Below are 12,618 nucleotides of genomic sequence, written 5' to 3' on the forward strand. Positions count from 1 at the left end.
TCCAGGTGGATGGGGGAGCGGGCGCATGAGGGACCGCCACCGGGAGAAACTCCCGGTGGCGGCCGTCCGCCCGATCGCCGGGTCACTGCTTCCAGGTGTCACTCGTCGTGTAGCCCGAGGACGTGCCGGTCGTGTAGGAGCGGTTGGTGCCCGATTCCCAGGTCACGTTCCCGGACGAGTCCTTCTTGAGGTACTTGTACGTGAAGGCCGTGCTCTTCGGGACGATCACCAGCTTGCTCCACGTCGGGTACGACTGCGAGGACAGCGGGATCGCGTCGCTGGTGTTCCAGGAGCCGAGGGAGGCGAGGGAGCCGACCACGTAGACGTTGGTGCCGTAGGTGGTGGTGGCGTACTCGTTGAAGGTGACGTCGGTGGCGTCGGTGTTCGCCACGTTCCAGGAGTTGTCGAGGGAGAGCGCCGACGTGGTGGTCGTGGCGGATCTGTTGGCGTTGGACTCCCAGGTCACGTTCCCGGACGAGTCCTTCTTGATGAACTTGTACGTGAAGGACGTGTTGATCGGCACGCTCACCGCGCCCGACCAGATCGGGTATCCGGTGGACGAGAGCCTGACCGCCTTGGAGGTGTCCCAGCCGCCGAGCGCGTCGATGGAGCCGACCACGTAGACGTCGGTGCCGCTCGTGGTGGACGCGTACTCGTCGAAGGTCGCGGTCACCGTGGAGGTGGAGCCGCCGCTGCCGCCGCCGTCACAGCCGACCGTGCAGGTGTAGGAGGAGTTGTAGAAGGCGATCGCGCTCTTCGCCGGGATGGTGAGGGTGGCGCTGCCGCCGGACACGGTGACCTTGGTGGCGCCGCCGTCGACGACGTTCGCGTACGTGCCGTCGGCCATGCCGGTGGTGAAGGTGTAGGTCGCCGCGGACGAGCCGTTGTTGAGGGCGAAGAAGCCCGCGCCGCTGCGGCCGAAGCCGATGACGTTCGACGACATGGTCTGCCAGTTGGAGACCGCCGCGCTGCCGGCCGCGTTGTGCCAGGCGACCATGCCGACGACGGCGGTGTCGCGGTCGAGGCAGTTCCAGCCGCTGGAGCAGTTCGTGTCGGTGACGAAGCCGGACGAGTTCGGCGGCGCCTGGTCGCTCTGGGTCCACTGCCAGCTGGAGTAGACGGTCGGCGTCGACCACTTGTAGGCGAGTTCGAAGAGGTTGGCGAGCTTGTAGCTGTCGCCGTCCTTGTACGACATGTGCAGGCCGTTGCGCTCGGTGTCGTGGTTGGTCACGAAGGACACCGAGTTGGCGGCCGGCAGGATGCCGGAGGAGGACAGCGAGGACAGGTCGCTCACGTTGCCCTGGAAGGCCGACTTCATCTTGCTCGCGTACGTGAAGTCCAGGACGTCACCGGAGCCGTAGTAGTCGCTGGGCAGCGGGGTCGAGCCCGGGTACACCTCGTCGAAGACGTACGGTGCCGCGCCCGACGTCGTGGTGTTCAGCTTGGCCACGATGGCCGCCATGTCGGTGGCCGGGATGTGCTTGGCCGAGTCGACGCGGAAGCCGTCGACGCCCAGCGCGATCTGCTTGTTGAGGAAGGCCGCGAGGCCCGAACGGACGTTGTCCGCGCCGGTCTTGAGGTCGGGCAGGCCCAGCAGTTCGCAGTTCTGGACCTGGGTGAGGTTCGAGTAGTCCTGGATGGTCAGGTCGGAGGTCGGGCAGTCGGCCGAGGTGTGGTAGTCGCCCGGGTTCCAGTCCGGGGTGTCGTACTTGTCGGTGATCGCGGTGCCGTCGTAGCCGGTGCCGGTCTGGGCGGCCGTGTGGTTGATCACCGCGTCGGTGTAGACCTTCACGCCCGCCGCGTGGCAGGCGCTGATCATCGAGGCGAACTGCGTCGCCGTGCCGAAGCGGCTGTTCAGGGTGTACGAGTAGGGCTGGTAGACGTCCCACCAGTAGTAGCTGGACTGCTTGAGGGACTCGGAGGGCGGCGCGACCTGCACCGCTCCGTACCCGGCCGGGCCGAGCACGTTGGTGCACTCGGACGCGATCGAGTTCCAGTTCCATTCCCAGAGGTTGGCGATCACGTCGCCCTTGGCGGTGGTGTCCGCCTGCGCGGTGGTGGCCGGCAGGGCGACGACACCCGCGAGTGCCAGGGCGCCCGCGGCGATCGCGACGGCCGTGCGTCTGAAGACACCCGGGGGGCGGTGTCCGGTCATGTGCGGCTCCGAAACAAGAGGGACAGGCTTCAACAACTCTGGAGCGTGGGCCAGTTGAGACATCGCGTCAATACGCCTCGTGAAAGTTCTTGCTGTGAGTTTCAAGCCTCTTGCTGTAAACCTTTCGTTAGCGATACGGTCGCGCGGGGTCGGACCCAGCACGGATCCAAATGAGCCGCTATCGCTAGGAGTTCATGCCGGTGATACATGTCAGACGGGTCGCGGCCGTCGCCGTCGCCGCCCTCGCCGTCGCGCTCGTGCAGCCGTCGGCCGCACACGCCGCCGCCCCGCCCGCGCCGCCCTCCGACGCGAAGCTCGCCGCCGAGCCCGCCCGGCACGACGACACCCGCGAGCAGTTCTACTTCGTCATGCCGGACCGTTTCGCCAACGGGGACAGGAGCAACGACGAAGGCGGACTGACCGGCTCCCGGCTCTCCACCGGCTACGACCCCACCGACAAGGGCTTCTACCAGGGCGGCGACCTCAAGGGCCTGACCAAGCGCCTGGACTACATCAAGGGGCTCGGCACCACCGCCATCTGGATGGCGCCGATCTTCAAGAACAAGCCCGTGCAGGGCACCGGCAGCAACGCCTCCGCCGGCTACCACGGTTACTGGATCACCGACTTCACCCGGGTCGACCCGCACTTCGGGACCAACAAGGACCTGGCGACCCTGATCTCCAAGGCGCACGCCAAGGGGATGAAGGTCTTCTTCGACGTCATCACCAACCACACCGCCGACGTCGTCGACTACCAGGAGAAGTCCTACGACTACCTCTCCAAGGGCGCCTTCCCCTACCTCACCGACGACGGGCGGCCCTTCGACGACGCCGACTACGCCGACGGGAAGAAGGGGTTCCCGGCCGTCTCCACCGCCTCCTTCCCGCGCACCCCGGTCGTCACCAGCCGGGAGAAGGTGCCGTCGTGGCTCAACGACCCCACGATGTACCACAACCGGGGCGACTCCACGTTCGCCGGCGAGTCCGCTACCTACGGCGACTTCTCCGGCCTGGACGACCTGTGGACCGAACGGCCCGAGGTCGTACACGGCATGGAGAAGATCTACGAACGGTGGGTGAAGGACTTCGCTGTCGACGGCTTCCGGATCGACACCGTCAAGAACGTCGACATGGAGTTCTGGACCCAGTGGGCCACCGCACTCGACGCGTACGCGGCGCGGCAAGGACGCAGGAACTTCTTCATGTTCGGCGAGACGTACTCCGCCGACACATCCGTCACGTCTCCGTACGTCACCCGGGGGCGCCTGGACGCGACCCTCGACTTCCCCTTCCAGGACGCGGCCCGCTCCTACGCCTCCCAGGGCGGCAGCGCCCAGAAGCTGGCGGGTGTCTTCGGCGACGACTACAAGTACACGACCGACAAGGCCAACGCCTACGAGCAGGTCACCTTCCTCGGCAACCACGACATGGGCCGCATCGGGTACTTCCTCAAGCAGGACAACCCGAAGGCCTCGGACGCCGAACTGCTCGCGAAGGACAGGCTCGCCAACGAGGTGATGTTCCTCAGCCGGGGCAACCCGGTCGTCTACTACGGCGACGAACAGGGCTTCACCGGCTCGGGCGGGGACAAGGACGCCCGGCAGACGATGTTCGCCTCCAAGGTCGCCGACTACCTGGACGACGACGAGATCGGCACCGACCGCACCGCCGCCAGTGACTCCTACGACACCAGCGCACCGCTCTACCGGCAGATCAGCGCTCTCGGAAAGCTCCGCAAGGCCAACCCGGCCCTCGCCGACGGCGTCCAGACCGAGCGCTACGCGGCCGCCGGCTCCGGCGTCTACGCGTTCACCCGGACGGACGCGAAGACCGGCCAGGAGTACGTCGTCGCCTTCAACAACGCCGGCACGGCCAGGACCGCGACCTTCACCACCGGCTCCGCCGGCATGCGCTACCGCGCGCTCTACGGCACCGACGGCACCCTCACGTCCGGCCAGGACCACGGCGTCACCGTCACCGTCCCCGGCGAGTCCGCCGTCGTCTACAAGGCGGCCGGCCTCCTCGCCGAGCCCGCCACCGCCCCCGCCCTGACCCTCACCGCCCCGGCCGCCGGCGCCACCGGCACCGTCGACCTCACCGCGGACGTCACCGGTGGACAGCTCGACCGGGTCGTCTTCGCCGCCCAGGTGGGCAGCGGGAAGTGGACGGTCCTCGGTTCGGCCGACCACGCCCCCTACAAGGTCACCCAGACCATCGCCCCGGACGTCCCGGCCGGCACCCCGCTGCGCTACAAGGCGGTCGTCGTCGACTCGGCCGGGCACACGAGCGGCGCGCTCGCCGAGAGCACCTCCGGCACCCCGCCCGCCGCCGAGACCCCCACCGCCTCCGCCCGCGACTACGCGGTCGTCCACTACCGGCGCACCGACGGCGACTACGCCGACTGGGGCCTGTACGCCTGGGGCGACCTGGCCGACGGCGAGGCCACCACCTGGCCCGCGGGACACCCCTTCACCGGCCGGGACGCCTACGGCGCCTTCGCCTACGTCAAGCTGAAGCCCGGCGCCTCGAACGTCGGCTTCCTCGTCGTCGACAAGGACGGGAACAAGGACGTCTCCGCCGACCGCTCCATCGACGTCACCAGGACGGGCGAGGTCTGGATCGAACAGGGGAAGGCGGACGTGCTCACCGAGAAGCCGACCGCCGACTACCCTGCTCAGGACACCACCCGTGCCGTCATCCACTACCACCGTGCCGACGGGAACTACGACGGCTGGGGCCTGCACGTCTGGACGGGCGCGGCGGACCCCACCGACTGGTCGAACCCGCTGAAGCCGGTGAAGACTGACGCCTATGGCGCGGTCTTCGAGGTACCGCTCACCGAGGGTGCCACCAGTCTCAGCTACATCATCCACAACGGCGACGAGAAGGACCTGTCCGCCGACCAGTCCCTCGACCTCACGTCCGACGGCTACGAGGTGTGGCTGTTGAACGGCCAGGAGAAGCACCTGCTCCCGCAGCCCGCCGGCAGCGCGGCCGCGCTCGACCTGACCACGTCCAAGGCGGTCTGGATCGACCGGGACACGGTCGCCTGGGACGGCGTCGACGGTGCCGCCTCGACCCAGCTCCTCTACTCCCAGGACGGTTCGATCGCCGTCAAGGACGGGACGCTCACCAGCGACGACGAGCGCTGGCTGCGGCTGACGAAGACCACGCTCACCGACGCCCAGAAGGCGAAGTTCCCGTACCTGAAGGACTACACGGCCTGGTCGGTCGACCCGCGCGACCGCGACCGGGTGCGCGAGGCGCTCAGCGGGCAGCTCGTCGCCTCCCAGCGGGCCGCTGGGGGCACCTCCCAGGCTTTCGGCTCTGGGGGAGGTGCCGTGCTGGCCGCGACCGGTGTGCAGATCGCCGGTGTCCTGGACGACGTGTACGCGTCGGCGACCAGGGCGGCCCTCGGCCCGGTCTTCCACCACGGGAAGCCAACCCTCTCGGTCTGGGCGCCGACCGCGCAGTCCGTCGCCCTCGAACTCGACGGCTCGCTGAAGACGATGCACCGCGACCCCGCCACCGGCGTCTGGTCCGTCACCGGCCCCGCGTCCTGGAAGAACAAGCCCTACCGGTACGTCGTGAAGGTCTGGGCGCCCAGCGTCCGGAAGATCGTGACCAACGAGGTCACCGACCCCTACTCGGTCGCCCTCACCGCGAACTCCGAGCGCAGCCTCGTCGCCGACCTGGACGACCGGTCCCTCGCGCCGGGCGGCTGGTCGACGTACACCAAGCCCAAGGCCGTGCCCCTGAAGGACGCGCAGATCCAGGAGCTGCACGTCCGCGACTTCTCGGTGGCGGACGCCACGGTCCCGGCCGCGCACCGGGGCACCTACCTGGCCTTCAGCGACCAGGGCAGCGACGGCGCAAAGCACCTCAGGGCCCTCGCCAGGTCCGGCACTTCCTACGTCCACCTGCTCCCGGTCTTCGACTTCGCCACCGTCCCCGAGAAGAAGGCCGACCAGGCCACCCCCGGCTGCGACCTGGCCTCCTACCCGGCAGACTCCGACCAGCAGCAGGCGTGCGTGGCGAAGACCGCCGCCACCGACGCCTACAACTGGGGTTACGACCCGTACCACTTCACCGTCCCCGAGGGGTCGTACGCCACCGACCCGGACGGTACGGCGCGCACCGTGCAGTTCCGCCGGATGGTGAAGTCCCTCAACCAGGACGGGCTGCGGGTCGTCATGGACGTCGTCTACAACCACACGGCGGCCGCCGGTCAGGCGGACACCTCCGTCCTCGACCGGATCGTGCCCGGCTACTACCAGCGGCTGCTCGCCGACGGCAGCGTCGCCGACAGCACCTGCTGCTCCAACACCGCGCCCGAGAACGCCATGATGGGCAAGCTGGTGGTGGACTCGATCGTCACCTGGGCCAAGGAGTACAAGGTCGACGGCTTCCGGTTCGACCTGATGGGCCACCACCCGAAGGCCAACATCCTGGCAGTCCGCAAGGCACTCGACGCGCTGACCCCGAAGAAGGACGGCGTCGACGGCAAGAAGATCATCCTCTACGGGGAGGGCTGGAACTTCGGCGAGGTCGCCGACGACGCCCGGTTCGTGCAGGCCACCCAGAAGAACATGGCCGGCACCGGCATCGCCACCTTCTCCGACCGCGCCCGCGACGCCGTACGCGGCGGCAGCCCCTTCGACGGCGACCCCGGAGTCCAGGGCTTCGCCTCCGGGCTGTACACCGACCCCAACTCCTCGGCGGCCAACGGCACCGCGGCCGAGCAGAAGGCGCGGCTGCTGCACTACCAGGACCTGATCAAGGTCGGTCTGACCGGCAACCTCGCGAGGTACCGGTTCACCGACGACGACGGCAAGCAGGTCACCGGTGCCGAGGTCGACTACAACGGCTCGCCCGCCGGTTACGCGGACGCGCCGGGCGACGCCCTCGCCTATGTCGACGCCCACGACAACGAGTCGCTGTTCGACGCGCTCACGTACAAGCTGCCGAAGGACACCTCCGCGTCCGACCGGGCCCGGATGCAGGTGCTGGCGATGGCCACGGCCACCTTCTCCCAGGGCCCCTCGCTCTCCCAGGCGGGCACGGACCTGCTGCGCTCCAAGTCCCTGGACCGCAACTCCTTCGACAGCGGCGACTGGTTCAACGCCATCCACTGGAACTGCGCCGACGGCAACGGCTTCGGGCGCGGACTGCCGACGGCCGCCGACAACGAGTCCAAGTGGCCGTACGCCAAACCCCTGTTGAGTTCGGTGCGGGTCGGCTGCGGGCAGATCCGGGGGACCTCGGCCGCGTACCGCGATCTGCTGAGGATCCGTACGACCGAGAGCGTGTTCTCCCTGGACACCGCCGACCAGGTGCAGTCGAAGCTCTCCTTCCCGCTGTCGGGCAAGGACGAGACCCCCGGAGTGATCACCATGCGACTCGGTGACCTGGTCGTCGTGTTCAACGCGACGCCGGGGCAGCAGGAGCAGCGGGTGGCGGCTCTGGCCGGTACCGGTTACCGGCTGCACCCCGTGCAGGCGTCCGGCGCGGATTCCGTCGTCAGGTCCGCTTCGTACGAGCGGAAGACGGGTACCTTCTCCGTTCCGGGACGGACGGTGGCGGTGTTCTCCCGGACCACGTGAGAGTGGCGTTACGTTGGTGGGGCAGGCCCGGCACCGGGGCCTGCCCCACCGGTGCGGTCCAGGGGCTGGGAACATGGACGTCGACGGCAGGCTGACAGACACGACCGTGCTGGTCGTGGACGACGCGTCCGCGAGCCGGTACGCCATCGGCACCGTGCTGCGCCGGGCCGGACACGAGGTCGTCGCGGTCGCGAGCGGCCGGGAGGCGCTCGGCGAACTCGACGTACGGCTGCGCAAGGGCGCCCTGCCCGACGTGGTCCTCGTGGACGTGCACCTGCCGGACATGAGCGGCTTCGAACTGTGCCGCCGGCTCAAGGAACGGCCGCACATGGCCGGTCTGCCCGTCGTGCACTTCTCCGCCCTCGCCGTCGCCCCGGCGGACCGCTGCCCGGGACTGGACACGGGCACCGAGGCGTACCTGACGGTGCCCGCCGAACCCGCGGACATCGACGCCGTGGTCCGGACCGCGGTGCGCGCCGCCCGGCTGCGCGCCGACGACCAGGCTCTGGTGCGACGGCTCCGGCAGCTCTCGGAGTCGATCGTCACCATCCAGTCGGCCCGCTCGCTCCAGGAACTGGCCGACGCCGCCGCGGACGGCGCGGCCCGGCTCCTCGGCTGCCCCGCCGCCGTCTTCTTCCTCGACCAGAACGAGAAGCTGTACCGCGGTCTGTACCGGGAGCGCACCTCCCTCGCGCTGCCGGACGAGAGCGCCCACCGGGACGTGGCCGGCCTGCTGAAGCGGCTCACCCGGGGCCAGTCCGGGGTCCGGATCACCACCGTGCCGGCGCCGCAGTGGCCCGCGGGGTTCTTCCGGCCCGGTGTGCAGCACGACGCCCGGCTGACGCTGGTGCTCACCCAGGACGGCAAGGTGCCGGTGTGCCTGGCCACGCCCACCCGCGGGCAGCGCCGGATCAGCCCCGAGAACGAGGCGCTGCTCGCCCAGCTGGCCCAGGCCACCGCGCTGGTCGCCGAGCCGCTGCTCATGTACCAGGTGGAGCGGCATGTCGCGCTCACCCTCCAGCACAGCTTCCTGCCCCGCCCGCACCAGCTGCCCGAGCTGCCCGGCGTCGACATAGCGGTGCGGTACGAGCCCGCGTCCCGGGAGACGGAGATCGGCGGCGACTTCTACGCGGCCCTGCGGGTCGGCGACCAGGTGCTCACCGCGGTCGGGGACGTGGTGGGGCACTCCCTGGAAGCGGCCACCGTCATGGTCGAACTCCGGCACGCGCTGCGCGCCTACTGCCTCGCGGAGAGCGACCCGGCCGCACTCGCCGAACGGCTCGACCGACTGCTCCAGCACTACCACGCCGATGTCACGGCCACCGTCTGCCTGGCCCTGATCGACCCGGGGACCGGGCGCACCCGGGTCGCCAACGCCGGGCACATCCCGCCGCTGATACTCGGCGACGACGGCAGCGCCGAGTACGTCAAGGCGGCCGGCCCGCTGCTCGGAGTGGGCCTGCCGCACCCGCCGCCGACCGAACTGGTGCTCGCCCCCGCCGACCGGCTCCTCATGGTCACCGACGGGCTGATCGAGTCCCGTGGCGTCGACATCGCGGTGTCGATGGAGCAGCTCAGGGCCGCCGCGGTCGGCGCCCTGCCCGGCCTGGACGCCCTGTGCGACACCCTCCTCACCAGCTTCGGCCGCGACCGCGAGGACGACGTCGCCCTGCTGGCGCTGCGCATCACCGGCTAGAGCCTTTCGCGGCGGACCCGATTAAGGGCAAGAGGAAATAGTACGCTGGTAACTCGTGCTCAATTTACTCGCGCTCAATTCGGCGTGCGCCTCTATTGCGCCGGATTGCGCCGGACATGGCCGTGATAACACCGTGCGCTCGCTGAATCGAGTGAGTTCCGTCGATCGCGTATTGTGCATTTCTTCTTACTGAAGGCATATTCCCCTCAGCGGTTCTCACCGTAGGGAGGGACACGCATGACGAGCCACGCAACCGAAGTCGACCTCGAAAGTCTGCTCGGCCGGGCGTTACAGGCCACAGGGACGGGCGCGCGCTGGACGACCGACGCGGACGAGATGTGGTGCCGCCTCACCCACCACACCGGTATACACCGCCGGCAGGGCTGGAAACTCCACGTCTCCGCGACGGCCGCCTCCGCCCCGGAAGTCCTCGTCAAATCCTTGGCCGTGCTGCTGCACGAGGAGGCGACATTCAAGTTCGTCCGGTCGCTGGAGCAGGTGAGCGCACTCAACTCGCGGGCCACTCCGCGGGGAAACTCGGGCAAGTTCATCACCGTGTACCCGCCCTCCGACGGCGCCGCCGCCCGAATAGCGCTCGAACTCCACAGGGCCACGACGGGACTGGCCGGCCCCCGGATCCTGTCCGACCAGCCCTACGCCCCGAACAGCCTGGTGCACTACCGCTACGGCGCCTTCGTCGGCCGGCGGCGGCTCTCGGACCAGGGCCTGCTGGTGTGGTTCATCGAGGACCCCGACGGCAATCCCGTGGAGGACAAGCGCACCGGACAGTACTCCCCACCGCCGTGGGCGGTCAGCCCGTTCCCCGCCTCCGTACCGCTGCCGCCACAGCAGCAGAAGGCGGCCAGGCGACCGGTGCTGCTCGGCGGCCGGTTCTCGGTACGGGAAGCGATCCGGCACACCAACAAGGGCGGTGTCTACCGGGGCACCGACGTCACCACGGGCGCACCCGCGGTGATCAAGGAGGCCCGGCCGCACGTCGAGGGCGACGCGTCCGGCTCCGACGTCCGCGACTGGCTGCGCGCCGAGGCCAGGACGCTGGAGAAGCTCAAGGGCACCGGACTGGCACCGGAGCCGCTCGCGATGTTCGAGACGGGCGGGCACCTGTTCCTCGCCCAGGAGGAAGTGCCGGGTGTGCCGCTGCGCACCTGGGTCGCCGAGCGCTTCCGCGACGTCGGCGGCGAACGCTACCGGACGGACGCGCTCGCCCAGGCCGGGCGGCTGGTGGAGCTGGTCGCCGCCGCCCACGCCCACGGCTGCGTGCTCAGGGACTTCACACCCGGCAACGTCATGGTCCGCCCCGACGGGGAACTGCGCCTCATCGACCTGGAGCTGGCCGTCCTGAAGGACGACGCCCCGCTCCCGACCAAGGTGGGGACGCCCGGCTTCAGCGCCCCGGAGCGCCTGGTGGGCGCTCCCGTCTCCCCGACGGCCGACTACTACAGCCTCGGCGCCACCGTCTGCTTCGTGCTCGCCGGGAAGGTACCGAACCTGCTGCCGGAGGAACCGGACACCAGGCCCGCCGAGCAGCGGTTCGCCGAGTGGCTGACCGCCTGTGACGAAACGCTTCACCTGCCGGACGGCGTCCCCGAGACGATCCTCGGGCTGATGCGGGACGACCCCGCCGAGCGCTGGGACCCCGCCAGGGCACGCGCGGTCCTCGGCCGGCCGGAACCGGGACGGCCGGCGCACCCCGCGGCCGGACCGGCGCGGACCGCCGAACAGGACCCCGCGACGCAGCTCGCGATCGAGGGGATGGTGGACCACCTCGTCGACACCATGACCCCGGCCGACGAACGGCGACTGTGGCCGGTGTCCACCCTGGCCGGGGAGACCGACCCGTGCACCGTGCAGCAGGGCGCGGCAGGCGTACTGGCGGTCCTGACCCGGTACTTCGAGCTCACCGGCGACCCCCGCCTGCCCGACCTGATCACCACCGCGGGCAACTGGATCGTCGCCCGCACCGGCACCCGCTCCATCCGTCCGGGCCTGCACTTCGGCGGCCGCGGCATCGCCTGGGCGCTGTACGACGCCGGACGCGCCGTCGACGACCGCGCGCTCACGGACCACGCGCTGGCCCTGGCCCTGGCCCCGCTGGAGCCGACCCCCAGCCACGACATCACCCACGGCTGCGCCGGCAGCGGACTGGCCGCCGCCCACCTCTGGCACCGCACCGGCGACCCGCGCCTGGCCGCACTGGTCGTCGACGCGGCCGACCGGCTGGCCGCCGCCGCGCAGTCCGAACCGTCCGGCGTGAGCTGGCCCGTCCCCGCGGAAGCCGTCTCCGAGGAAGCCGGCAAACGCTACCTGGGCTTCGCCCACGGAACGGCGGGCATCGGCTGCTTCCTGCTCACCGCCGCGGCGGTCTCCGAGCGGCCGGAACACCTGGAGCTCGCCCTGGCCGCGGGGGAGCACCTGGTCGCCAACGCCGTGCTGACCGGCCGGGCGGCCCAGTGGCCGGCCCAGGCCACGGACCCGCCCACGGCCCCGTACTGGTGCCACGGTTCGGCGGGCATCGGCTCCTTCCTCGTCCGGCTCTGGCAGCGGACCGGGGACAAACGATTCGGCGATCTCGCCCGCGGCGCCGCACACGCCGTCGTGGAACGCGCCTCGCGCGCCGCCCTCGCCCAGTGCCACGGGCTGGCGGGCAACGGCGACTTCCTCCTCGACCTGGCCGACGCCACCGGGGAGCCCGAACACCGGGCGTCGGCCGAGTACCTGGCCCGCCTCATCGTCTCCGAACGGGCCCACCGCGACAGCCACGTCGTCTTCCCCAACGAGTACGGGGACGTCTCGACGAGCTGGAGCGACGGGTCCGCGGGAATCCTGGCGTTCCTCCTGAGGACCCGCCACCCGGACTCCCGCCCCACAGACTCCCGGCACTGGTTCGTCCAGCAGCCGGGATGAGCGACAGGGACCCACCTGCCGCAACCGCTCACAGAAGGAGAAAGCCATGGAGAACCAGGCCCTCGAGCTGCTGGCCGAACTGCACGCCCTTCCGGAGACGGACCCGGTCGACTTCGACGGAGCGTCGTTCTCGGGTACCTGCGCGTGCGTCGGCCTGCTGACGCTGCTCAACACCGTCTGTGTGGGCATCAGCTGCGCCTAGCCGACACTCTCCGGCCGGTGGCCGCCCTCGCCGCGAC

At 70.1% G+C, this 12,618-nt stretch carries 5 protein-coding genes; 4 read left to right on the top strand and 1 reads right to left on the bottom strand.

Annotated features, from left to right (window positions below; all coding sequences use genetic code 11):
* Window positions 1-82: 82 nt before the first annotated feature.
* Window positions 83-2,155, bottom strand: coding sequence for a carbohydrate-binding module family 20 domain-containing protein (locus ABZ646_RS26465; protein WP_360523707.1), 2,073 nt, complete (start codon window positions 2,153-2,155; stop codon window positions 83-85).
* A 200-nt stretch (window positions 2,156-2,355) separates the two neighbouring features.
* On the opposite strand from ABZ646_RS26465, the gene pulA reads away from it, so the two are divergent.
* From pulA to ABZ646_RS26485, 4 genes are all read left to right on the top strand, one after another.
* Window positions 2,356-7,758 (top strand): pullulanase-type alpha-1,6-glucosidase, encoded by a 5,403-nt coding sequence (gene pulA / locus ABZ646_RS26470; protein WP_360523710.1) that lies wholly within the window; start codon window positions 2,356-2,358, stop codon window positions 7,756-7,758.
* 73 nt (window positions 7,759-7,831) lie between these two features.
* The gene (locus tag ABZ646_RS26475; protein WP_360523713.1) at window positions 7,832-9,454 is read left to right on the top strand and encodes a fused response regulator/phosphatase; all 1,623 of its coding nucleotides are present in this window, start codon (window positions 7,832-7,834) and stop codon (window positions 9,452-9,454) included.
* A gap of 237 nt (window positions 9,455-9,691) precedes the next feature.
* Entirely contained in the window at window positions 9,692-12,379 is a 2,688-nt protein-coding gene (lanL, locus tag ABZ646_RS26480; protein WP_360523716.1) for a class IV lanthionine synthetase LanL, read from the top strand.
* A gap of 46 nt (window positions 12,380-12,425) precedes the next feature.
* Entirely contained in the window at window positions 12,426-12,581 is a 156-nt protein-coding gene (locus ABZ646_RS26485) for a VenA family class IV lanthipeptide (protein WP_165939227.1), read from the top strand.
* Window positions 12,582-12,618 lie beyond the last annotated feature (37 nt).

This window comes from Streptomyces sp. NPDC007162 (assembly GCF_040634175.1).
GTDB lineage: Bacteria > Actinomycetota > Actinomycetes > Streptomycetales > Streptomycetaceae > Streptomyces.

Coding starts and splice junctions, on each gene's coding strand:
- ABZ646_RS26485 (WP_165939227.1), top strand. CDS start 12,426: ATGGAGAACCAGGCCCTCGAGCTGCTGGCCGAACTGCACGCCCTTCCG.
- ABZ646_RS26465 (WP_360523707.1), bottom strand. CDS start 2,155: ATGACCGGACACCGCCCCCCGGGTGTCTTCAGACGCACGGCCGTCGCG.
- lanL (WP_360523716.1), top strand. CDS start 9,692: ATGACGAGCCACGCAACCGAAGTCGACCTCGAAAGTCTGCTCGGCCGG.
- ABZ646_RS26475 (WP_360523713.1), top strand. CDS start 7,832: ATGGACGTCGACGGCAGGCTGACAGACACGACCGTGCTGGTCGTGGAC.